21 protein-coding genes are annotated in these 21,483 nt (G+C 72.7%); 9 read left to right on the forward strand and 12 right to left on the reverse strand.

Annotated elements, in window-relative coordinates; translation table 11 throughout:
* Window positions 1-20 precede the first annotated feature (20 nt).
* Genes ODJ79_RS21305 through ODJ79_RS21325 form a run of 5 tightly spaced genes read right to left on the reverse strand, consistent with a single transcriptional unit; the run spans window position 21 to window position 3,327 of the window.
* Entirely contained in the window at window positions 21-1,004 is a 984-nt protein-coding gene (locus ODJ79_RS21305; protein WP_263025277.1) for a chemotaxis protein CheB, read from the reverse strand.
* 3 nt (window positions 1,005-1,007) lie between these two features.
* Window positions 1,008-1,295, reverse strand: a complete 288-nt coding sequence (locus tag ODJ79_RS21310) for a PRC-barrel domain-containing protein (protein WP_263025278.1) — start codon at window positions 1,293-1,295, stop codon at window positions 1,008-1,010.
* Entirely contained in the window at window positions 1,288-1,656 is a 369-nt protein-coding gene (locus tag ODJ79_RS21315; protein ID WP_263025279.1) for a PRC-barrel domain-containing protein, read from the reverse strand. The genes ODJ79_RS21310 and ODJ79_RS21315 overlap by 8 nt, the downstream gene beginning before the upstream one ends.
* Window position 1,657: 1 nt before the next feature.
* Window positions 1,658-2,878: an NRAMP family divalent metal transporter gene (locus ODJ79_RS21320; RefSeq protein WP_263025280.1), complete on the reverse strand. Its 1,221-nt coding sequence runs from the start codon at window positions 2,876-2,878 to the stop codon at window positions 1,658-1,660.
* Window positions 2,875-3,327 carry a hypothetical protein gene (locus ODJ79_RS21325; RefSeq protein ID WP_263025281.1) on the reverse strand — a complete coding sequence of 151 codons (453 nt, stop codon included), beginning with the start codon at window positions 3,325-3,327 and terminating at the stop codon, window positions 2,875-2,877. The genes ODJ79_RS21320 and ODJ79_RS21325 overlap by 4 nt, the downstream gene beginning before the upstream one ends.
* 100 nt (window positions 3,328-3,427) lie before the next feature.
* On the opposite strand from ODJ79_RS21325, the gene ODJ79_RS21330 reads away from it, so the two are divergent.
* Complete coding sequence (locus ODJ79_RS21330) at window positions 3,428-4,342, forward strand: cation diffusion facilitator family transporter (RefSeq protein WP_263025282.1); 915 nt, start codon at window positions 3,428-3,430, stop codon at window positions 4,340-4,342.
* On the opposite strand, the gene ODJ79_RS21335 is transcribed toward ODJ79_RS21330, so the two are convergent.
* Entirely contained in the window at window positions 4,329-5,336 is a 1,008-nt protein-coding gene (locus ODJ79_RS21335) for an SDR family oxidoreductase (protein ID WP_263025283.1), read from the reverse strand. The two genes, ODJ79_RS21330 and ODJ79_RS21335, sit on opposite strands and share 14 nt — an antisense overlap.
* A gap of 119 nt (window positions 5,337-5,455) precedes the next feature.
* On the opposite strand from ODJ79_RS21335, the gene ODJ79_RS21340 reads away from it, so the two are divergent.
* On the forward strand, window positions 5,456-6,664 hold the full coding sequence (locus ODJ79_RS21340; RefSeq protein ID WP_263025284.1) for a globin domain-containing protein: 1,209 nt from the start codon (window positions 5,456-5,458) through the stop codon (window positions 6,662-6,664).
* Between the two features lie 24 nt (window positions 6,665-6,688).
* Here the strand turns inward: ODJ79_RS21340 and ODJ79_RS21345 are convergent, their stop codons facing one another.
* Window positions 6,689-7,060 carry a winged helix-turn-helix transcriptional regulator gene (locus tag ODJ79_RS21345; RefSeq protein WP_263025285.1) on the reverse strand — a complete coding sequence of 124 codons (372 nt, stop codon included), beginning with the start codon at window positions 7,058-7,060 and terminating at the stop codon, window positions 6,689-6,691.
* A 109-nt stretch (window positions 7,061-7,169) separates the two neighbouring features.
* Here ODJ79_RS21345 and ODJ79_RS21350 point away from each other — a divergent pair, with 109 nt between their 5' ends.
* Entirely contained in the window at window positions 7,170-7,535 is a 366-nt protein-coding gene (locus tag ODJ79_RS21350) for a DoxX family protein (protein ID WP_263025286.1), read from the forward strand.
* A 7-nt stretch (window positions 7,536-7,542) separates the two neighbouring features.
* Here ODJ79_RS21350 and ODJ79_RS21355 read toward each other — a convergent pair whose 3' ends face one another.
* A complete protein-coding gene (locus ODJ79_RS21355) occupies window positions 7,543-8,454 on the reverse strand; it encodes a serine/threonine dehydratase (protein WP_263025287.1) in 912 nt (303 codons plus the stop codon).
* Window positions 8,455-8,525: 71 nt separating this feature from the next.
* Between ODJ79_RS21355 and ODJ79_RS21360 the strand changes: the two genes are divergently transcribed.
* Window positions 8,526-9,407, forward strand: a complete 882-nt coding sequence (locus ODJ79_RS21360) for a LysR family transcriptional regulator (RefSeq protein WP_263025288.1) — start codon at window positions 8,526-8,528, stop codon at window positions 9,405-9,407.
* Here ODJ79_RS21360 and ODJ79_RS21365 read toward each other — a convergent pair whose 3' ends face one another.
* Window positions 9,408-11,780, reverse strand: a complete 2,373-nt coding sequence (locus tag ODJ79_RS21365) for an acetyl-CoA acetyltransferase (protein WP_263025289.1) — start codon at window positions 11,778-11,780, stop codon at window positions 9,408-9,410. It lies immediately after the preceding gene.
* Window positions 11,781-11,864: 84 nt separating this feature from the next.
* Here ODJ79_RS21365 and ODJ79_RS21370 point away from each other — a divergent pair, with 84 nt between their 5' ends.
* Both ODJ79_RS21370 and ODJ79_RS21375 read left to right on the forward strand, forming a co-directional pair.
* Window positions 11,865-12,473, forward strand: coding sequence for a TetR/AcrR family transcriptional regulator (locus ODJ79_RS21370; RefSeq protein WP_263025290.1), 609 nt, complete (start codon window positions 11,865-11,867; stop codon window positions 12,471-12,473).
* Window positions 12,470-13,501 carry an MBL fold metallo-hydrolase gene (locus ODJ79_RS21375; protein WP_263025291.1) on the forward strand — a complete coding sequence of 344 codons (1,032 nt, stop codon included), beginning with the start codon at window positions 12,470-12,472 and terminating at the stop codon, window positions 13,499-13,501. Before ODJ79_RS21370 ends, ODJ79_RS21375 begins: the two co-directional genes overlap by 4 nt.
* On the opposite strand, the gene ODJ79_RS21380 is transcribed toward ODJ79_RS21375, so the two are convergent.
* Window positions 13,498-14,412: a LysR family transcriptional regulator gene (locus tag ODJ79_RS21380; RefSeq protein WP_263025292.1), complete on the reverse strand. Its 915-nt coding sequence runs from the start codon at window positions 14,410-14,412 to the stop codon at window positions 13,498-13,500. The genes ODJ79_RS21375 and ODJ79_RS21380 overlap by 4 nt on opposite strands.
* A gap of 158 nt (window positions 14,413-14,570) precedes the next feature.
* Here ODJ79_RS21380 and ODJ79_RS21385 point away from each other — a divergent pair, with 158 nt between their 5' ends.
* Entirely contained in the window at window positions 14,571-16,895 is a 2,325-nt protein-coding gene (locus ODJ79_RS21385; RefSeq protein ID WP_263025293.1) for a CaiB/BaiF CoA-transferase family protein, read from the forward strand.
* On the opposite strand, the gene ODJ79_RS21390 is transcribed toward ODJ79_RS21385, so the two are convergent.
* A complete protein-coding gene (locus tag ODJ79_RS21390; RefSeq protein WP_263025294.1) occupies window positions 16,879-17,352 on the reverse strand; it encodes a universal stress protein in 474 nt (157 codons plus the stop codon). The two genes, ODJ79_RS21385 and ODJ79_RS21390, sit on opposite strands and share 17 nt — an antisense overlap.
* Before the next feature lie 78 nt (window positions 17,353-17,430).
* Window positions 17,431-18,717, reverse strand: a complete 1,287-nt coding sequence (locus ODJ79_RS21395; protein WP_263025295.1) for an MFS transporter — start codon at window positions 18,715-18,717, stop codon at window positions 17,431-17,433.
* 158 nt (window positions 18,718-18,875) lie between these two features.
* Between ODJ79_RS21395 and ODJ79_RS21400 the strand changes: the two genes are divergently transcribed.
* The gene (locus ODJ79_RS21400; protein ID WP_263025296.1) at window positions 18,876-19,865 is read left to right on the forward strand and encodes a YbhN family protein; all 990 of its coding nucleotides are present in this window, start codon (window positions 18,876-18,878) and stop codon (window positions 19,863-19,865) included.
* Between the two features lie 110 nt (window positions 19,866-19,975).
* Window positions 19,976-21,283, forward strand: a complete 1,308-nt coding sequence (locus ODJ79_RS21405; RefSeq protein WP_263025297.1) for a radical SAM protein — start codon at window positions 19,976-19,978, stop codon at window positions 21,281-21,283.
* Window positions 21,284-21,483 lie beyond the last annotated feature (200 nt).

Here is a 21,483-nt window from a genome sequence, read left to right on the forward strand (position 1 = left end):
GCGTCACCGTACCTCAGTCGCTACTCGACCTGCGCCGCCGTGCTGGCGGCCATCCGGGTGAGCAGATCACGGATCAGCCGTCCGGCGCTCTCCGCGTCGTCGGCGATCCCGGCGAACCGGTCGCGGTCGGCATGATCGCGGCCGGCCATCCGGCGGCTGAGCGCCGACTTCTCCTCCAGCGCGCGCAGCGCCGTCCACAGTGCGCCCTCGGTCGCCACCGCCTGCTCGTCGATCAGGCTCTCCGGCGACCAGGCGTGGCCGACCCGGCAGCGGTACCGCGGCTGCGGCCAGGTCTCCATCTCGAACAGGCCACCGCCGCAGCTGGGGCATCCGTACACCGCTGGCTGGTCGACGATCTGGTCGGTGGTGATCGGGACGAACGCCTCGATGGCCACCTCGGGGTCGGCCTGCGGGTCGGCCGGCGGCCGGTCCGGGATCTCCTCGGCGGTGAGCCGGGCGATCAGCCCGCCGAGGTCGGCGGCGTCGGCGACGTGCTCCGGGCCGAGGCGGTCGATCACGGCCTGCGGCATCGACGCGTTGAGCGCGTCGCCCGGTCGCTGCGCCACCAGGACGCCGCCAGCGGCCGCGACGCTCGCGGCGCCCACCGCGCCGTCGTCGCGGCTGCCGGAGAGCACCACCGCGATCACCCGCGGGCCGGCCGAGCGGGCGGCCGAGCGGAACAGCGGGTCGACCGCCGGGCGGTGCCCGTTCTCCGAGGGGCCGTGGCTGAGCTTCAGCCGGTCGCCGAGCAGGAGCAGGTGCCGATCGGGCGGCGCCACATAGATGCGGCCCGGCACCAGCGGCTCGCCGTCGAAGGCGGTGCGCGCGGGCAGCGGGCCGGAGCGGGCGAGGATGCGCGCCAGGGCGCTGTGCGAGTCGCGCGGCATGTGCAGCACCACCAGGACCGCCGCGGCCAGGTCGGCGGGCAGACCGCCCGCCATGGCCCGGAGCGCCTCGACCCCACCGGCCGATGCGCCCACCACGACTACGTCGCGATGCGCCACTCCTTACCCTAACCCCAACGGGACGCCGGTGCCGTCGCGGCGCAGCCGCTCCCACGGGATTTCGACCGCGTTGCGCCGCCAGACCCGCCGGGCGAACTGCTCCAGCAGCCACGGCCCGCGCATCTCGTCCCGTTCGTAGCCGAGCAGCCGGCCCCACCGGCCGCGCACGACGATCACCGCGGTGATCCGGTTGTGGTCGTCGGTGACCAGGTCGGCGATCCGGCCCAGCGGCTCGCCGCCGACGTCGGCGACCGCCCGGCCGATCAGGTCACCCACCCGTCCCCTAGGCATCACCGGCCCCCGGAATCCGCCCGATCAGGTGAGCCCGCAGCCAGCCCTCCAGCGGCGGCTCGGGCAGCAGCTCGCGCGCCACCGACAGGTGCACCGCGCTGTCCACCTTCGCGACCAGGTCGTAGCCGATCCGGATCGGCGGCTGACCGGGTGGCTCGGACATCCGCCGCGCCACCGCCGAGATCCACCGGCCGAGCCCGCCGCCGATCCGCTCGCCGAGCGCCTGCTGGCCGAGCAGCAGCCCGGTCACGTACGCGTCGCCGCGCTCGTCGTAGTCGAGCTCGACGTCGTCGACCTTGCCGACCGGCTCGCCGTCCCGGTCGACGATCTGCCGGTCCAGCAGGTCGAAGCCGATGAGCATGTCAGCCGCCTCCCATCCGGGTGATGATCATCAAGGGGACCGCGGCGACCGCGGCGATCAAGACCACGATCAGGTACGCCACGCCCAGCACGTTGGCGAGCCGGCCGTTGACCCGGTCGCCGAGATAGCCGCGGTCGTTGGCCACCACGAGGATCGGCAGGTAGGTCAGCGGCAGCGCGACGGCGCTGAACAGCAGCGTGTACTCGGTGAGCTGGATCGGGTCGATCGTGGTGAACAGCACCGCCACCCCCACCAGGATGCCCACGATGACCACGGTGTGAAACCTGGCGGCCTCCCGCGGCCGGCGCAGCTTGCCCCAGTTCCAGCCCAGGTACTGCGCCACCGTGTAGCCGGTGGAGAGCGCGGTCTCCATCGCGGCGCCGAACGTGGCCGCGAAGAACCCGAGGATCGCCACCGCCAGGCCGATCTTGCCGAGCGCGATCGCGGCCGGCATCGCCGCCTGCGACAGCGTGTCCACCGAGGCGCCCAGTGGCTGGAAGACCGCCGCCGAGGTGAGCATCAGGGCGAACGCGAGCAGCCCGCCGAGCGGGAACCCGACGAAGACGTTGACCCGGGAGGTGATCAGATCCTTGCGGGTCCACCTCTCCTCCACCGCGCCCGAGGAGAAGAAGAAGACCTCGTACGGGGTGAGCGCCGACGCGAAGAGGGCGACCGCGAAGAACCAGTAGGTGCCCCAGTCCTCCCCCGGCGGCGGCCCGGGATGCCACAGCTCGCCCGGCGAGACACCCAGCCGGAAATACGCGATCACGAACACCACCAGGGCCAGCCCGGTCAGCCCGAACACGTTCTCCAGCACGCTGAACTTGGCCCGCCACAGCGCCGCCCAGAGCACGAACGCGACCAGCGGCACCCACAGCAGATAGCTCACGCTGGTGGCCAGCTGCAGGGCCAGCCCGACACCGCCGATCTCGGCGCCCAGGGTGAGCACGGTGACCAGCAGCGACCCGGCCAGATTGGCCAGCGCCACCCGCGGCCCGAGCCGCTCCCGCACCAGATCGAAGACCGGACGCCCGCTCACCGCGCTGACCCGGCCGCTCATTTCCGCGTACGCGCAGATGCCCACCACGCCGACCAGCAGCACCCACGCCAGGGCGATGCCGAACCGGGCGCCCGCCTCGGCGTTCGCCACGATGTCGCCGATGTCCACGAAACCGCCGATCGCGGTCAGGATCCCGAGCGCGACGGACAGGAGGCGTTTCATTGCGCGTACGCCGTGAGGAAGTCGTCGAACTTGCCGGCGAGCTCGTCCAACCGCCGCACCCCGTCCCGCAGCGCGGCGTCGTCCGGCGCCTCCGCGGTGTCCCCGAGCGCCACCACGGCCGCGGCCAGCAGCGGGCTCAGCCGGTCACGCAGCCCCGCCGACCGCTCGTCGGGCGGCCCCTGGCTCGCGAACTTCTGCTGCGCCCCCGCGAGAGCCTTGGCCGCGTCGTCGAACGAGGTCCGCGCGAACCACACGGTCACCTTCCCGGCCAGCTCCTGCTCACCGGTGAGCCGCCCGGTCTGCGCCGCGTCGTGCGCCGAACCGGCGACCTGCACCATCGTTCGCTCGTACGAGCGATAGTCGGCGGGTTTTGCCATGTTGTAGGCGAAGCCGGCCCACAGCGCCAGCACGGCGACCCCCGCGACCGCGACCCTGCCACGTCCGTTCACGCCGGCCGTATACCCACGCCTTCAGTGGATCTCACCTGCCGAGCACCGGAGGATCACCCGCGGCCGATTATGCGGGGCGGTCGATGGGTACGGGCAGGGCATGGCCGGCGGAAGCTACCGTACGGTGATCGTCGCGGTGGCCGCCAACCTCGCGATCGCCCTGGCAAAGATCGTGGCGGCGGTGCTGACCGGGTCGGCGTCGATGTGGGCCGAGGCGTTGCACTCGGTCGCCGACACCGGCAACGAGGTGCTTCTCTTCGTCGGGCTGCGCAAGTCGACCAAGGCGGCCGACCCGTCCCGGCCGTTCGGCTACGGGCAGGAACGCTACTTCTGGGCGTTCCTCGCCGCGCTCGGCATCTTCCTGATCGGCGGCGCGCTCTCGGTCGGCGAGGGCATCCGCAGCCTGCTGGTGCCCGAGCCGGTGGAGTCGCTGTGGGTCGGCATCGGCGTGCTGCTGGTGGCCGCCTGCTTCGAGGCGTTCTCCTGGCACACCGCGCGCAAGCAGCTGCGGCAGGAGTCCCGGGAGCGCCGCCGTTCGATGGCGCAACATCTCATCCGGGCCTCCGACCCGAGCGCGACCACGGTGTTCCTGGAGGACACCGCGGCGCTGATCGGCATCGCGCTGGCGCTGGCCGGGCTGGTCCTGCACGCGGTGACCGGCTGGGCGGCCTGGGACGCGATCGGCAGCATCCTGATCGGCGTCCTGCTGATCGCGGTGGCGTTCCTGCTGGCCCGCAAGTCGAAGGGGCTGCTGCTGGAGGAGGCCGCGCCGGAGGACGTGGTCGAGCCGATCCGCCGCCGGGTGGTGGAGACCGACTGGGTCGGCGAGCCGACCACCGTGCACGCCGTCTACGTCGGGCCGTCCAGCCTGCTGGTCAACGTCCTGGTCGCGCCGGTCCGGGACGGCGCCGGGGAGTCGGCGGCCGCGCTGATCGAGAAGGTCGACCGGCTCCGCTCGGAGCTCGAGGCCGACCCCTCGATCACGCAGGTGACGGTGACGGTCACCGCCTCCTGAACCCGACGGCCGAAACCCCGACCGCGGCGAGGGTGAAAGCCGCCGCGAGCAGGCCGTGGTGCTGCGACGCCCACACCTGGACGCTGCTGTCCTTCGCGTTCGCGTCGAACTCTCCGTGCGCGCCGTAGTCGTGCCCGTCCCCGGCGTCCGCGGGGTGCCACAGGTTGCCCGGGTCGTTCGGGTCGTGCGGCTGGTCGGTCTGCTGCGCCTGGAACCCGGTGCGCGCCAGGTACCGGTCGAGGATGCCGGGCGCGACCGCGTTCGCCAGCAGGGTGCCGGCCGTGGATGCGCCGACCCAGTACTCGCGGCGGCCGGGGTGCTCCGAGGCGTACACGATGGCCTTGGCCGCCACCTCGGGCTGGTAGATCGGCGGTACCGGCTGGGCGTGCCGGCGCAGCCGGGAGCGCAGCCAGGTGAACTGAGGGGTGTTCACGGCCGGCAGTTGCACCATCGTGGTGCGCACGGCGCTGTGCTCGTGCAGCAGCTCGCAGCGCAGCGCCTCGTTGAAGCCCTGGATGGCGTGCTTGGCCCCGCAGTACGCGGTCTGCAGCGGGATGCCGCGGTACGCCAGCGCGGAGCCGACCTGCACGATCGTCCCGCGGTTGCGCGGCTTCATCCGGCTCAGCGCGGCGCGCGTGCCGTGCACGTAGCCCAGGTAGCTGACCTCGGTGACCCGGCGGAACTCGCTCGGCTCGATCTGGTCGAACGGCGCGAACACCGAAGAGAACGCGGTGTTGACCCAGACGTCGATCGGGCCCAGCTCGGCCTCCGCCTTGGCCGCGGCCGTGTCGACCGCGTCGAAGTCGGCGACGTCGGCCGGCAGCGGCAGCGCCCGGCCGCCCGCCGCGGTGATCTCGTCGGCGGCGGCCCGGAGGCCCTTCTCACCCCGGGCCACCAGGGCGACACGGTCGCCGCGCGCGCCGAACCGGCGGGCCACCGCCCGGCCGACGCCGCCGCTCGCCCCGGTGACCACCACGACTCGTGCAGCGGACATGATGTTTCCTCCTCATCGGCTCGATGCCCCGGACGTACCCGAGGATTCGGGGTTTCACTCGCCCGCGATACCTCCCGTAGTCGTCCGATTTGCCGTAAATATGTAATAGGCTGCGAATTATGTTGTCAGCGAGTGCCCGGCAGGTCGTCGCCGCCACGCTTCCGGCGGTGGCCGCCAACATCGAAGAGATCGCCATCCGGTTCTACGCGCACATGTTCGCCGCGCATCCAGGGCTGATGGACGGCATGTTCAACCGGGGCAACCAGCGGGAGGGCTCGCAGCCGAAAGCCCTCGCCGGCTCGGTCGCGGTGTTCGCCTCGTCGCTGCTCACCGACCCGCCACAGCTCCCCGACCGGCTGCTGACCCGGATCGCGCACAAGCACGCCTCGCTCGGCCTGCGCGCCGACCAGTACCCGATCGTCCGCGACCACCTGATGTGGGCGATCGGCGACGTGCTCGGCGACGCGGTCACCCCCGAGGTCGCCGCGGCCTGGGAGGAGGTCTACTGGCTGATGGCGTACGCGCTGATCCATCAGGAGCGCGGCCTCTACAGCGCCCGCGGCGTCACCGCCGAGCGGGTCTGGCGCCGCTGGCGGGTGGTGCGCAAGATTCCGGAGACCGACGACGTGGTCACGTTCGTGATGCGCCGGATGGACGATCGCTCGGTGCGCACCTCGCTCCCCGGCCAGTACGTGAGCGTCATGGTTCGCATGCCGGACGGGATCCACCAGGCGCGCCAGTACAGCCTGGTCCGCGCCGACGACGGCGAGCACCGCTACTTCTCGGTCAAGCGGGTGCACGGCGGCGGCAAGCCCGACGGCGAGGTGTCCAATCTGCTGCACGACCACATCCACCACGGCGACGAGCTGACCCTGAGCGTCCCGTACGGCGACGTGACCCTCGACGACTCCGGCCGCCCGGTGGTCTTCGCCAGCGCCGGCATCGGCGTCACCCCGATGGCCGGCATGCTGTCCCACCTGGTCAAGGCCGGCTCGCACCTGGACGTCACGTTCCTGCACGCGGACGTCGAGGAGAAGGCGTTCCCGCTGCGCCGCCAGATCGTCGAGGACCTGGACCACATCCCGAAGTCGCGCCTCTACCTCTGGTACGAGAACGGCGCCGACTCCGATCTCCCGGCCGACGGCGTCTTCTCGGGCACGATCGACCTCGCCCAGGCCGACCTCCCGGACGAGGCGGTGTACTACCTGTGCGGCCCGATGCCGTTCCTGCAGTCGGTGCGCACCACGCTGATCGATCGCGGCGTCGTCCCGGCCGACATCCAGTACGAGATGTTCGGCCCCGACCTGTGGCTGGCCGACCGGGAGTGACCGCGGCGGTGTTCACCGCGGCGGTCAGCGCGCCTCGTACGCGGCCCGGCTCGCCTCGATCCGCGGCACGTGCTCCATCGCCCACCCGGCCAGCCCCAGCGCCGGCCCGAGCAGGCTGCGCCCCATCTCGGTCAGCGCATACTCCACCCGCGGCGGCACCTCGGCGTGCACCGTCCGCGACACCAGCCCGTCCCGCTCGAGGTTGCGCAGCGTCAGGGTCAGCATCCGCTGCGAGATCCCCGGGATCTGCTGGTGCAGCTCGGTGAACCGGATCGTGCTCCGATCGAGCGTCGCCACGATCAGAAGCGTCCACTTGTTGCAGATCTGATCGAGGATCCCGCGGATCGCCTTCCCGCCGTCCCCTCGGATCATGCAGGTGTGCCCGTACTCCTCCACGACAACCCCTTGTGCCTCACGCACATGAATGTGCCTTTTGTACCGCCGCCGACGGTGCCCCATGATGGGGCTGCTTCCGCACGGTAACCGTCCTGGTGAAGGGGCTGTCATGGAGATCGCGTACTGGGTCGTCGGGGGGTTGCTGGCGCTCTTCTACCTCTACGCGGGCGGCCTGAAGGTCACCCGCGGCAAGGAGCAGCTGCGCCCGATGATGGGCTGGGTCGACACCGTCCCGATGCCGCTGGTCCGCGCGATCGGCGTGGTGGAGCTGCTCGGCGCGATCGGCCTGATCCTGCCCCCGCTGACCGGCATCGCACCCGGCCTGGCCCTGGCCGCCGCGATCGGCTTCGTCGTCCTGCAGATCGGCGCCGCGGCCCTGCACCTCTCCCGGGGCGAGGGCCGCCTGATCGGCCTGAACGTCGTCGCCCTGCTGCTGGCCGCGGCGACCGCCTGGCTCGCCACCACCTGGCTCTGAGCGCCGGTCAGCCCTGCGGTGTCCAGTCGGTGTTGGCCCCGCAGATGATCAGGCAGGGCAGGTCACCGGTCACCCGGCCGGCCAGCCACGCCGCGAACGGGACCGCCGCCGCGGGCTCGACCGCGATCCGGAAGTGATCCCACAACAGGTCCCGCGCGACCAGCAGCTCCTTGTCGCTGACCAGCACCGACTCGACCGGCGCCGCGCGCAGGACCTGGTACGGCAGGTGCCCGACCCGGGTGGCGCCCAGCGCCGAGGCGGCGACCGAGTCGACCGGCGCGTCCACCGGCCGGCCCGCGGCGAGGGCTTCGGCCAGGCACCGGCACCCCTCCGGTTCGACCGCGACCGTGGTCCGGGTGCCGGCGGCCAAATCTCCGGCGGCCAGCGCCGTCCCGGCCGCCAGCCCGCCACCGCCGACCGCGACCACGAAGCTGTCCACCTCGGGCGCCTCCTCGACCACCTCGGCGGCAACCGTTCCCTGCCCCGCAATCACGGCCGGATCGTCGTACGCGTGCAGGTAACCGCGGCCGGGCCGGTCCGCGTCCTCGGTCGCCGCCGCGGCCGCCTCCGCGTACGTCGAACCGTGCCGGATCAGCCGCGCCCCGGCCGCCTCGATCCGCCGCGCCTTGCCGGCCGGCACGGTCACCGGCACGAACACCGTGGCCGCCCGGCCCAGCAGCCCCGCCGCCGTGGCCACGCCCAGCCCGTGGTTGCCGCCCGACGCGGTGACCACGTGCTCGCCGTCCGGCCGGGCGAGCAGCGCGTTGAGGGCGCCGCGCAGCTTGAACGACCCGCCCAGCTGCAGGTGCTCCAGCTTGAGCAGCAGCCGCCGGCCGTCGATCCGCGCGTCCAGCAGGGGTGTGTGCCGAATGTACGGGCGGATCGCGCGCGCCGCCCCGGCGATGTCGATCGAGTTCATGCCCTCGATGATGGGAAGCCCGCGGCGTTAAGCGCCAGCGCACAAATCTGGGGCCCGATTAGCATTGCTTAATGGCCTTGGACGTGGGACGGCTGCGGGTGCTGGTCGAGGTGGCGCGGGCGGGCTCGATCGCCGAGGCGGCGCGCCGGATGTCGTACACCCCGTCGGCGGTGTCCCAGCAGCTCAGCAAGCTCGAGGCGGAGCTGCGGGCCCGCCTGGTCGAGCGCAGCGGCACCGGCGTGCGGCTCACCGAGGCCGGCGCCGTCCTGGTCCACCACGGCGAGCGCGTCCTCGGCGAGCTCCGCGAGGCCGAGGCCGCCACCGCCGCCGCGCTCGGCGCCGGACAGCGGCGGATGGCGATCGGCACCTTCGCCACCGCCGGCGCCGCCCTGGTGCCGGCGGCGCTGACCGAGTTCCGCGAGCGCCACCCCGGCGTCCAGCTATCCCTGCGCGACCTGGAACCGCCCGACGGCTACGGCCTGGTCACCTCGGGCGACCTCGACCTGCTGATCACCCACCGCTACCCGGGCGTGCCGTCCGTGCCCACCGCCGGCCTGGTGCGCCGGCCGCTGCTGAAGGACCCGCTGCGCCTGGCCCTGCCGGCCACCCGCCCGGCGAACGCGAGGCTGGACCCGGCCGCCGAGCACTGGATCTCCGGCGGTCCCGGCGTGCCGAACCGCATCTGCCTCGACATGCTCGCCGGGCGACGGGGCTTCGTCCCGCGGATCAGCTACGAGACCGCGGACTACGCCCTGACGCTGGCCCTGGTCCGGGCCGGCCTGGGCATCGCCCTGGTGCCGGCGATGGTCTTGCGCGACCACCCGGGGCTGCGCGTCCGCGAGTGGGGAAGCGCCCGCCCGGCCCGCGAGGTGTGCGTCGTCCATCGCCGGCGCCCCACCCCGCTGGTGACCGAGCTGGTGAACCTGATCGGGCAGGCGGCACAGACCCACTGATCAGCGGTTACGCCACCGGGGCCGGCGCTTTTCGGCGAACGCCGTCAACCCCTCGATCGCGTCCTCGCTGATCATCAGCTCGTCGAGGGCCGGGCTGTGGTGGGTCACCGCGTCGACCACGTCCGGAATGCCGCGGGTCTCCTCCATCACCTGCAGCGAGATCCGCACCGACGTGGGCGAGCCGTCGAGGATCTCGGCGGCCAGCTGCCGCGCGCCGGCCAGCGCCTCGCCCGCCGGCGTCACCCGGTTGACCAGGCCGTGGGCGAGCCCCTCGGCCGCGGTCAGCCGGCGCCCGGTCAGGATCATCTCGTTGGCCAGCTTCGGCGGGAGCATGCGCGGCAGCCGCACCACTCCCCCGGCCCCGGCGATCAGGCCGACCCTGACCTCGCTGAGCGCGAACTTCGCCGTCTCGTCCGCGACCACCAGGTGGCAGGCCAGCGCGATCTCGCACCCGCCGCCCATCGCGAAGCCGTTGACGGCGGCGATGACCGGCTTGGTCATGCCGTGCCGGCTGGTCAGGCCCGCGAACCCGTTCTTGGGCACCCACATCGGCTTGCCGGACGCCGAGTAGATCAGGTCGTTGCCCGCGGAGAACGCCTTGTCCCCGGCCCCGGTCAGGATCGCCACCCACAGGTCGGGGTCGGCGAAGTACGCGGTGAACGCGTGATCGAGCTCGTCGTTCGCCATCGGGTGCAGGCTGTTGCGGGCCTCCGGGCGGTTGATCGTGACTTCCAGGAGGTGCCCGTCGCGGCGTACCAGAATGTGCTCGTATCGCTCGCCCAGCACCGCGGGTGACGCGGGGAAGAGCGCGTCCATCGCCTCCGGGGAGACCGCCACCCGGTTGCCGAAGCCGAACGACCGCACGTAGACCCGCTTGCCGATCGGCTCGTCGGCGCCGAGCAGCTCCACCATCGTGGCATCCCGATCATCAGTACGGGACACGAACCGTCGCCCGTCGGACTCGAGGCGCCCGATCACGATGCCGGTCCGCTTCCCGTCTCGGGCATGCCGGACGGTGTACGTCTCGATGGTCGCCCACCCGTCCGCCTGCCGCGCCTCGACGGGTGCCGGCCACGAGTCGATCTCCCGCTGCAGAGCCGCCGAGTCGTCGGGCCGCCAGGCCGACGGCGTCGTCGTGTAGACGCCGGCGGAGTACTTGCTCATCGTGCCGCCGTTGGCGCCGACGAACCCGTAGCTGCCCGGCGACCGGCGCGCCAGCTGCACGGTCGAGGCGATCGCGTGCATCGAGTAGTTGTTGCCGGCCCCGCCGAAGAACGGCAGCCCACCGGTCACGGTCAGCCCGCGCGGGTCGTCCGCGGCCAGTCCGAACGCGTCCGCGACGGTGAACACCGGCGCCGGGAAACAGCTGTACAGATCGATGGTGGCGACCTCGTCCATGCCGATGCCGGCCACCTCGAGGGCGTGCCGGGCGGCCAGCACCGACGCCGGGCCGGCCGAGAGGTCGGCCCGGTCCATCAGGTCGCGCTCCCGCAGGTCGGCGTGGCCGGGCAGGAACACCCACCGCTCGGCCGGGATGCCCAGTCGCCGCGCCGCGCCGACCGAGGTGAGCAGCACCGCCGCGCCCTGGTTCACCTTTTCCCGGGCGACCACATAGCGGGTGTACGGGTCGGCGATCGGCCGGTTGGCCGCGCTCGGCGTGACCAGCTCCGCCGCGCTGCGCTCGACCGGCGCCGCCGCGTGCGGGTTCGCCGCGGCTACCTTGGTGAACGGCTCGAACAGCGCGCCGATCGACGCCGCGTACTCCTGCCGGGTCTGCTTGAGCCGGGCCCGCCGTGCGTTGTCGAACAGCGCGTACTGGCTCGCCGCGTCGGTCAGCCCGTGCGCGGCCTGATGCATGCTGACCAGCCCGCGCAGCCCGTAGCCGCGGTCCTCCAGATCGCCGTCGACGTGCTCGGTGAAATCGGGCTTCTCCTCGGCCTTGGCGTACCTCTCGATGGTGGAGATCGCCTCCGATCCGAAGAGCAGGACCGCGTCGCAGGACCCCGCGGCGATGGCGGCCGCGAACTCGTTGACCAGGTGCTGCGGGCTCTGCCCACCCGCGACCTCGAGCACGGCACGGCGCGGCGCGACCCCGGCCCGCGCGGCAACCGAGCGCGGGAAGTTGTCCGACCGGCCGAGCGGCGCCCGCGCCATCGGCATCGAGTTCTCGAACTGCCGGGTGCCGGCCACGGTGTCGATCGCGGCGGCCACCGCGGCGGGATCGGCGCCGGTGTCGGCGATCGCCTCCGCGGCGGCGTCGGCGGCCAGCTCCACCGGCGACCGGCGCCGATAGCCGGGCTCGTCGAGGCGCTCGGCGGACTGACCGACGCCTACCACGATCGGTGTCCGCGGGTCGAGGTCGTGCGATGTCACGAAGGTCTCCAATACTGAACGCTTCCCGTTCACTTATCGCGACTGTATCCTGACGGAATCCGTTCAGCAATATGGAGATCGCGAATGACCGCACCGCCAACCGCACCCGGCCGGCCCCGCGACCCCGAGGTCGACCGCCGGATCGCCCGGGCCGCGCTGGACGTCTTCGGCGACACCGGCTGGGCCGGTTTCGCGATGGAGGCCGTCGCGAAGCGGGCCGGCGTCGGCAAGGCCTCGCTCTACCTGCGCTGGAGCAACAAGGAGGCGCTGCTCACCGACGCGCTGACGGCGGGCCTGCCACAGGTCAGCGACGTGGACACCGGCACCCTGCACGGCGACCTGGCCGAGCTCGCGACCCAGATCCTCGACCTCTACCTCGGCCCGGCCAGCCGCGCCGCGATGCGGCTCAACCTGGAAGCGCACACCATCCCCGGCGTCGCCGAGCACTATGAAGCCATGCGTACGGCTCAGGTGCTCGCCGCCCGCGCGATCGTCCGGCGCGGCATCGACCGGGGCGAACTGCCCGGCACGGTCGCGATCACGCTGCTGCTGGACACCCTCGTCGGCGGCGCGATGATGCACGCGATGACCACCCCGGCGGACAAGCGCGCCGCCCTGGCCGGCGACACCGCGTCGCACGCCCGGCGGCTGGTCGACTTCCTGCTGCACTCCGTCACCGCGGGCCGCGCATGATCGTCACCGGAGAGGCCCAGCACTGGGCCTGGCAGCAGCGCGTCCTCCCGCCGGTCGAGCAGGTCCGCCCCGGCGTCTGGTCGATCCCCGTCCCGATCCCGCACAACCCGCTGCGCTACACCCTGTGCTATGCGTTCCTCGACGACACCGGTGTGCTGCTGGTCGACCCGGGCTGGGAGTCCGCCGAGGGCCGCGACGCGGTGACCGCCGGGCTGCGCGCCGCCGGGGCCACGGTCGCCGACGTCACCGGCGCGCTGATCACCCACGTGCACCCCGACCACCACGGGCTCAGCGGGTGGCTGCGCTCGGTGTCCGGCGCCTGGATCGGCATGCACCCGCTGGAGGCCCGCTCGCTGCCCGGCCGGGTCTGGCGCGACCTCGACCCCGCCACCGACCGGGCCTGGCTGCTGCGCCACGGCGTACCGGAGGACGCGGCCGGGGCCCTGACCGTCGATCCGGAGCGGATGAGCCAGCTCCTCGGCATGGCGGAGCCCGACCGTACGTTCGAGGACGGCGACCTGCTGCCGCTGGCCAGGCACGAGCTGCGGGCGGTCTGGACACCCGGGCACACCCCGGGTCACCTCTGCCTGCACGACGCGGCCGCCGGCATCCTGCTCACCGGCGACCACCTGCTCCCCCGGATCAGCCCGAACATCGGCGTGCACCCGGGCGAGGAGGGCAACCCGCTCAGCACCTACCTGGCGTCGCTGGAGCAGACCGCCAAGTTCGCCGACGAGGAGGCGCTGCCCGCGCACGAGTACCGCTTCCGCGGCATCGACGCCCGCGCCGCCGGCCTGATCGCCCACCACGACGACCGCGGCCACGAGATCCTCGCCGTGCTCGGCACCCGCGGCGAGTCGACGGCCTGGGCGATCGCCGCCGAGCTGACCTGGTCGCGCGGCTGGGACGCGCTGCGCGGCATGCTGCGCCGGATGGCCCTCGGCGAGACCCTGGCCCACCTGCGCCACCTGGCCGCCACCGGCGCGGTCCGCTCGGACGGCGGCACCCCGGAGCTCTGGCGCCGCTAGATCTGCAATTCGCCGCGGGACCAGCGCTCGCGGACCGCCTCCACCAGGCCGGTGACCACCCGGTCGGCGACCCGCGCGCCCAGCCAGACCAGCCCGAGGTGGAACGGCGGCCCGTCGGCCAGCGGCACGATCGCGAACGCCGGGTCGTCGAAGATGCGGGCCGAGCCGCCGGTGTCCGGCGCCAGCGTGAAGGTCAGGTCGCCGGTGCGGCGCACGTGCCCGGCCAGCATCGCCGAGTCGGCGCCAGGCAGCATGCGCACCCGGCGCAGGCCGCGGCTCAGCAGCGCGTCCCGCATCTGCTCCATCGCCGCGGGCTGCAGGCTCAGCGGGAACGTCACCACGGTCCGGTCGGCCAGGTCGGCCAGCGACAGTTCGGCCCGCCCGGCCAGCGGGTCGTCCCGGCGCATCGCGACGAAGAAGCGGTACGCCGCCAGCGGCACCGCCTCGACCGCCGGGTCGTCGACCGGCAGGTGCACCACGGCCGCGTCCAGCTCGCCCCGGCTCAGCGCCGGCAGCAGCTCGGACGACGGCGCGAGGGTGACCTCCACGGTCCGGCCGGGGTTGCCCTTCTCCGCGCACTCGACCACCGCGTCCAGGATGGCCGGCGGCGACAGGTGCGAGCCGCCGAGCCGCACCACCCGGCTCTCCCCCGCCGCCACCAGCTGGATCTCGCTGCGCAACCGGTCGAACTCGGCGAGCAGCGGCGGAACGCGGCGGGCCAGCTCGCGCCCGGCCGGGGTGAGCTGGATGTGGTGGTAGCCGCGGACGAACAACTCCGCGCCCAGCTCGCGTTCCAGCTCCTTGACGATGCGGCTGACCGGGGAGGCGGTCATGTGCAGCCGCTCGGCCGCCCGGCCGAAATGCAGCTCCTCGGCGACCGCGAGAAAACAGCGCAGCTGGGCGACCTCCACGCACCCATCCTGCGGTGCACAACGATCACCCGGCAAGAAAGCGGGACGGCCACGTTGCGGCCGGCGGCACGTAACGTGCCGGAAACAGCGATTTACGGCCTTCGGGGCGCCCGGTCATCGTGTGAGCTACCGCACCGCACCCGCCGAGGAGGCCCGCCGTGGACGAGAACCTGCCGCTGACCGGAGTCCGGGTCGTCGAGCGCACCGACGGTCTCGGCGAGACGACCGGGCGGCTGCTCGCCGACCTGGGCGCCGACGTGATCCGGGCGGAGCCGGCCGGCGGCGCGGCGTCCCGGCGTCGGGAGCCGGTCGTCGACGGCGTGAGCCTCTACTACGCCACGCACAACGCCAACAAGCGGGCCGTGGTGGCCGACGGCGACGATCTGCGACGCCTGGTCGACACCGCCGACATCTACCTCACCGACGACGCCTCCTGGCTGCCGCCGCGCCGGCCGGGCCTGGTCATCGTGGCGGTCACCGACTTCGGGCTGACCGGGCCGTACCGGGACTGGCAGGCGACCGAGTGGACCCATCTCGCGCTCGGCGGCGTCCTCTCCCGCTCGGGCCTGCCCGGTCGCGCGCCGTTGCTGCCGCCGGGTTCCCTGGCGTACGAGTCGGCGGCCGCGCAGGCGGCGTGGGCGGCCCTGGTGGCCTACTTCGCCGGCACCGGCGACCTGGTCGACGTGTCCGTCTACGAGGCGACCGCCCAGGTGCTCGACCCCGGTTACGGCATCGGGGGCAGCGCGACCGGCGGCGTCCCGGCCGCCGACGGGCCGCGCGGGCGCCCCGACGCCCGGCACCTCTACCCGATCTTCCGGTGCGCCGACGGCTGGGTGCGCATCTGCGTCCTCGCCCCCCGCCAGTGGCAGGGCATGTTCACCTGGCTGGGCGAGCCGGCCGAGTTCGCCGACCCGGCCCTGGCCAACCTCCGCAAGCGTTTCGCGGCGGCGGGCCGGATCTACCCGGCGATCGGCCGCCTCTTCGCCGGCCGCACCCGGTCCCAGATCGTCGCCGAGGGCCAGCGCTTCGGCGTGCCCACCGCCGCACTGCTGGAGCCGACCGAGGTGTTGCACGCCGAACAGTTCGCCGCCCGCTCGGTCTTCACCGCAATTCCGTCGGTCCCCGGCGCCCTGATGCCCAACGGCTACCTGGAGGTGGACGGCCGCCGGGCCGGCATCCGCTTCCCCGCCCCCTCGCACGGCCAGCACACGGCCGAGGTCCTGGCGGCCGTCCCGGCGGCCCCCGCCGCTCCGGCCGGCCCGGGACGCTCCCGTCCGCTGGCCGGGCTGCGGGTGCTCGACCTCGGCGTCATCGTGGTCGGTGCCGAGCTGGGCCGCCTCTTCGCCGACCTGGGCGCCGAAGTGATCAAGGTGGAGAACAGGGCGTTCCCGGACGGCAGCCGGCAGACCTTCGACGGCTCCGCGCTCAGCCCGTCCTTCGCCTACGGCCATCGCAACAAGCTCGGGCTGGGCCTCGATCTGCGCGCGCCGGAGGGCATCGCGCTCTTCAAGCGGCTCGTCGCGGAGTCCGACGTGGTGCTCTCCAACTTCAAGCCCGGCACGATGGATTCGCTCGGCCTCGGCCACGACGAGCTCGCCGCGATCAACCCCGGCATCGTGGTCGCCGACTCCAGCGCGTTCGGGCCGACCGGCCCGTGGAGCAAGCGGATGGGGTACGGGCCGCTGGTCCGCGCCACCACCGGGCTCAGCGGGCTGTGGCGCTACCCCGGCGACGAGGCCGGGCACAGCGACGCGTCCACGATCTACCCCGACCACATCGCCGCCCGCGTCGAGGCGGTCGCCATCCTGGCCAAGCTGATCGCCCGGCGCCGGACCGGCCGCGGCGGCACGGTCAGCGTGGCCCAGGCCGAGATCATCCTGGGCCAGCTCGCCCACCAGCTCGCCCTCGAATCGGTACGCCCCGGCTCGCTCACCCCGGCCGAGGCCGCCGAGGACGCGCCGCGGGGGCTCTACCCCTGCGCGGGCGACGACGAGTGGTGCGTGGTGACCGTGCGCGGCGACGACGACTGGGTGCGGCTGGACGGCGTACTCGCCAGCGGTCTTGATCTGCCGACGGCCGGCGACCGGATCGCCCGGCGCGACCACCTCGATGCCCTGGTGTCGGCGTGGACGTCGAAGCGCGCGCCGCGCGAGGCGATGGCCGAGCTGCAGGCGGCCGGCGTGCCCGCGGCGATGATGCAGCGCGTCCCGGACCTGCCGCGCGACCCGCACCTGGCCGAGCGCGGCTTCTTCCGCACCATGCACCACCCGCGGATCGCCCAGCCGATGCCCACCGAGAACGCCCCCGCGGTCTTCGCGACCGTGCCGGACCCGACGCTCCACCCGGCCCCGCTCCCCGGTGAGCACTCGCGTGACGTGCTCGCCCGCGTGCTGGGCCTGTCCACCGAGGAGATCGACGCGCTGATCGCCGCCGGCGTGGTCGAGCAGTGGGCCGACGCGGAGTCGGTCAAGGAACGACGGTGACCGGCCAGCGGCCGCACCGGGTCAGCTTGACCGCGAGCGACCCCGCGATCCGGTGCAGCATCTTGCTGGACCGGCCGACGATGACCGCGTCCGGGTGGACCTCCTCGGCCACGTCGAGCAGCTCCGTGTACGGTTCGCCGCTGCGGACCACCAGCTGCACGTCGACGTCGAGGGCCACCACCCGATGCTCGATCGCCGAGCGCAGCTCCTGCTCCACCAGATCCTGGGCGGCGAGCACGGTGCCGGTCGCGCCGGGCACCGGCACCGCGTAGGCGCCCGGCTGCCGCACGTAGACCGCGACCAGCCGGCTGCGCTGCCGCCGCGCCATACCGGCGGCGTAGGCGGCCGCGCGCAGCGACGACGTCGACCCGTCGACGCCGACCAGAATGGTGGCCGGCCCGTCCTTGCACCGCTCGGGGGCGGCCTTGGTGCGCGGCAGCAGCGAGTCGTCAGTCATGCCCGGACCCTCCATTACTGAACGTTCATTGTTCAGCAACGTCCACTTTATGGCGACGGATACCGTTTCGGCAACGCCTCAGGCGCGCTGGACCTCGTGCTCGTAGTCGATCGCGTCCGGCGCCCCGCCGAACTCGTCGGCGACCTCCCCGGCCACGTCGTCGGCGCTGCCGTGCGGGCCGGCCGCCATCGCCGCGTCCGCCGCGGCGAGCGGCTTGTGCCCGGTGGCCAGCACGAGCACGCCCAGCACGACGGCGACCGCGCCGACCACGAACGGGACGTGGATGTTCCAGTGGTCGACCATCCTGCCGGCCGCGTACGGCGCCAGGCCGCCGCCGATGAACCGGACGAAGCCGTACGCGGCCGACGCGACCGGCCGCTCGACCGGCGAGACCAGCATGACGGCCTGCGTGGTGAGCGTGTTGTTGATGCCGGCCACGACACCCGAGGCGACCACGCAGACGATGACCGCCCAGCGGTTGCCGGTGAAGACCCCGATCAGCAGGATCAGGATCGCGAAGACGCTGAGCGCGCCGTACAGCGAGGGCGCGGTGCCGAACCGCCGCTGCAGCCACGGCGCGCCGGTGATCGAGAAGAAGGCGAGCAGCAGGCCCCAGGCGAAGAAGACGAAGCCGAGCTGGATCGCGGTGAGCTCCATCGGGTACGGCGCGAAGCCGAGCATGGTGAAGAAGCCCCAGTTGTACAGCAGCGCCGTGATGCCCATGGTCAGCAGGCTGCGGTGGCGCAGCGCCCGGATCGGGGCGAACAGCGAGGTCTTGCGGGCCGGCTTCGGCGTCTTCTCCAGCAGCGTGACCGTGGCCAGCAGGGCGATCGCCATCAGCACCGCCACGCCGAAGAACGGCCCGCGCCAGCTGATGTCGCCGAGCAGCCCGCCCAGCAGCGGCCCGGCCGCGATGCCGAGGCCGAGGGCCGCCTCGTACAGGACGATCGCGCCGGCGAAACCGCCGGACGCCGACGCCACGATGACGGCCAGGGAGGTGGCGATGAACAGCGCGTTCCCGAGCCCCCAGCCGGCCCGGAAGCCGACGATGCCGTTGATCGAGCCGGACAGCCCCGCCAGCGCGGCGAACACGACGATCAGCGCCAGGCCGGCGATCAGCGTCCGCTTCGGCCCGATCCGGCTGGAGACCCAGCCGGTGAACAGCATCGCCACCGCGGTGACGAGCAGATAGCTGGTGAACAGCAGGCTCACCTGGCTCGGCGTGGCGCTCAGCTGCTTCGACAGCGCCGGCAGGATCGGGTCGACCAGCCCGATGCCCATGAAGCTGACGACACAGGCGAACGCCACCGCGTAGACGGCCTTCGGCTGCTTGAACAGGACATTGCCACCGGTAGCACCGCTCACCGGTCACCTCCGTACGGGAAAAGGTCTGCGCTCATCACAGTAGCTGCATAATGCAGCTATTAAAATGAAGATGAGGTGTGATCGCGTTCTCACCGCGAAAGCTTGCGCAATGCGCAAACTTGGCTGACTCTGGATCCGTGACAAAGAAACTGCGGGCAGTGGGCATCGCAGCGGTGCTGATCCTGCTCGCGGTCGAGTTGGTCCTGGGCTGGCCCTCGCTCGCCGGTGCCCTGCGCCAGCTGCGCACGCCACACCTCGGCTGGCTCGCGCTGGCCACCCTCGTCGAACTGGCCGCGATGAACGCGTACGGCCGGATGCAACGCCAGCTGCTGCGCTCGGCCGGCGTCCGGGCCCCGATGATCGAGCACCTGCGGCTGGCCTACGCCGCCCACTCGCTGAGCGTCACCCTCCCCGGCGGCCCCGCCTTCTCCACCCGCTTCAACTACCAGCAGATGCGCCGCCTGGGCGCCAGCCCCGCCATCGCCTCCTGGGCGATCGTGCTCAGCGGCATCCTCTCCACCTGCGGCCTAGGCGTGGTCACGCTCGGCAGCGCCCTCGCCGCCGGCGGCGCCACCCACTGGCAACACCTGCTCTGGTGGCTGCTCGCGGCGGTCGCCCTGACCCTGGGCGTACGCCACCTGGCCCGCCACCCCGAGGTGCTGGGATCGCCCCTCGCGGTCGTCAACCGCCTGCGCCGCCGCCCCGCCGCGGCCGGCTCCGATCGCCTCAGCGGCTTCCTCGAGCAGCTGCGCGCCGCCCGCCTCACCCCCGGCCGGGGCGGCCTGGCCGCGCTCCTCGCCCTGGCCAACTGGCTGCTGGACGCCCTGTGCCTGTGGCTGTGCTTCCGCGCCGTCGGCGAGCAGCCGGCCCCACTCACCGTGGTCCTGCTCGCCTTCTGCGCCGCGATGGCCGCCGGCACCATCACGATCGTCCCCGGCGGCCTGGGCATCATCGACAGCGCCCTGATCCTCGGCCTGATCGCCGGCGGCGTCCCCACCGCGGCCGCGGTCGCCGCCGTAGTCCTCTACCGCGTGATCAGCTTCGGCTTCATCGTTGCCCTGGGCTGGCTCTCCTGGCTGGGCATGCGCGCCCCGCACGACACCACCGCAACCCCGGTCGCCCCGATCGTCGCCGACGCTCTCGCCTGATCCTCGCGCCGGCCTGTCGCCAACGTCTCCATTCCCCAGGGCGAAGACGAGATGTCGATGTGATGACATGGGATAGCCCCGTGGAACAGTCAGCAGCATCGGAGAAGCGCATGCAGTCGCGTACGGACCTAGTCGAAGACCTGATGGCCCGCTTCCCGCACGTCCCCCGCGAGGCCGTGATCAAGGAAGACCTGCTCCGCGGCGGCCTGGCCTTCGACGACTCCGCGCTGACCGACAACGAGAGCGGCGACGTCAAGCCCAAGTCGTACTTCATCTTCTCGTTCGACCACCGCACCCTGCCCGAGCTGGGCGAGGCCGCACTTCGCCGCCCCCCGGAGGAGATCGTCCTGCTCGGCGGCCCGTACGAGCTGCGCCGGACGGTCGTCTCCGTGCGCACGAACCCCGACTCCCCGTACCGGGTGAAAGCCGACGAAGACGGACAGCTGAAGCTGTTCCTCGACGGCCGCCCGATCGCCGAGGTCGGCCTGCCCCCGATGCCCGACTACTACCGGCACACGCTCGCCAACGGCAAGCAGGTCATGGAGGTGGCCCCGACGATCCAGTGGGGTTACCTCGTCTACCTCACCGTCTACCGGGTCTGCCAGTACTTCGGCGCCTCCGAGGAATGCCAGTACTGCGACATCAACCACAACTTCCGCCAGCACAAGGCGGCCGGGCGGCCATACACCGGGGTCAAGCCGGTCGAGGAGGTCCTCGAAGCGCTCGAACTGATCGACAAGTACGACACGGCCAAGTCCTCGCAGGCGTACACGCTGACCGGTGGCAGCGTCACGCGCAAGGTCGACGGGCTGGCCGAGGCCGACTTCTACGGCCGGTACGCGCAGGCGATCGAGGAGCGCTTCCCGGGCCGGTGGATCGGCAAGGTGGTCGCGCAGGCGCTGCCCCGGGCCGACGTGCAGCGGTTCAAGGACTACGGGATCAGCATCTACCACCCCAACTACGAGGTGTGGGACAAGCGCCTGTTCGAGCTGTACTGCCCGGGCAAGGAGCGCTACGTGGGCCGCGCGGAGTGGCACCGCCGGATCCTGGAGTCGGCCGAGGTGTTCGGCCCGCGCAACGTGATCCCGAACTTCGTGGCGGGTGTGGAGATGGCCGAGCCGTTCGGCTTCCGGACCGTGGACGAGGCGATCGAGTCGACCGCCGAGGGCCTGCAATATTTCATGTCGCGGGGGATCACGCCGCGGTTCACCACCTGGTGCCCCGAGCCGACCACCCCGCTGGGCAGGACGAACCCGAACGGCGCGCCGCTGGAATACCACATCCGCCTGCTCGAGGTGTACCGCGCGACGATGGAGGCGAACGGCCTGTCCAGCCCGCCGGGGTACGGCGAGCCCGGTGCCGGCCGCGCGGTCTTCTCGGTGAGCTCGTTCATGGACAGCCTGCCGCCGAACGACTGACCCGTGGTGTCCGGTGTCCGGCGCGACCGTCGAGATACCGATCGCGCAGCACATCGACGCGCGGTAGGTGGTCAGGGCCACGTCGGCGGCCAGGTTCTCCACGTCCGGCCGCTGGTGCCGGGGCGGCCGTGGCCCTCGGCTACGAGAACGTCGCCCTCCAGCTCCGGGTCCGGTCCGGCACGCTGTCGGCCGGGCAAGTT

The organism is Actinoplanes sp. KI2 (genome assembly GCF_025630775.1).
GTDB lineage: Bacteria > Actinomycetota > Actinomycetes > Mycobacteriales > Micromonosporaceae > Actinoplanes.

What these genes read in the sequence shown, in the direction of transcription:
- ODJ79_RS21310 (WP_263025278.1), bottom strand. Translation starts at nt 1,295, where the DNA reads ATGCCTAGGGGACGGGTGGGTGACCTGATCGGCCGGGCGGTCGCCGAC.
- ODJ79_RS21315 (WP_263025279.1), bottom strand. Translation starts at nt 1,656, where the DNA reads ATGCTCATCGGCTTCGACCTGCTGGACCGGCAGATCGTCGACCGGGAC.
- ODJ79_RS21320 (WP_263025280.1), bottom strand. Translation starts at nt 2,878, where the DNA reads ATGAAACGCCTCCTGTCCGTCGCGCTCGGGATCCTGACCGCGATCGGC.
- ODJ79_RS21330 (WP_263025282.1), top strand. Translation starts at nt 3,428, where the DNA reads ATGGCCGGCGGAAGCTACCGTACGGTGATCGTCGCGGTGGCCGCCAAC.
- ODJ79_RS21335 (WP_263025283.1), bottom strand. Translation starts at nt 5,336, where the DNA reads ATGTCCGCTGCACGAGTCGTGGTGGTCACCGGGGCGAGCGGCGGCGTC.
- ODJ79_RS21340 (WP_263025284.1), top strand. Translation starts at nt 5,456, where the DNA reads ATGTTGTCAGCGAGTGCCCGGCAGGTCGTCGCCGCCACGCTTCCGGCG.
- ODJ79_RS21350 (WP_263025286.1), top strand. Translation starts at nt 7,170, where the DNA reads ATGGAGATCGCGTACTGGGTCGTCGGGGGGTTGCTGGCGCTCTTCTAC.
- ODJ79_RS21355 (WP_263025287.1), bottom strand. Translation starts at nt 8,454, where the DNA reads ATGAACTCGATCGACATCGCCGGGGCGGCGCGCGCGATCCGCCCGTAC.
- ODJ79_RS21360 (WP_263025288.1), top strand. Translation starts at nt 8,526, where the DNA reads ATGGCCTTGGACGTGGGACGGCTGCGGGTGCTGGTCGAGGTGGCGCGG.
- ODJ79_RS21370 (WP_263025290.1), top strand. Translation starts at nt 11,865, where the DNA reads ATGACCGCACCGCCAACCGCACCCGGCCGGCCCCGCGACCCCGAGGTC.
- ODJ79_RS21375 (WP_263025291.1), top strand. Translation starts at nt 12,470, where the DNA reads ATGATCGTCACCGGAGAGGCCCAGCACTGGGCCTGGCAGCAGCGCGTC.
- ODJ79_RS21390 (WP_263025294.1), bottom strand. Translation starts at nt 17,352, where the DNA reads ATGACTGACGACTCGCTGCTGCCGCGCACCAAGGCCGCCCCCGAGCGG.
- ODJ79_RS21405 (WP_263025297.1), top strand. Translation starts at nt 19,976, where the DNA reads ATGCAGTCGCGTACGGACCTAGTCGAAGACCTGATGGCCCGCTTCCCG.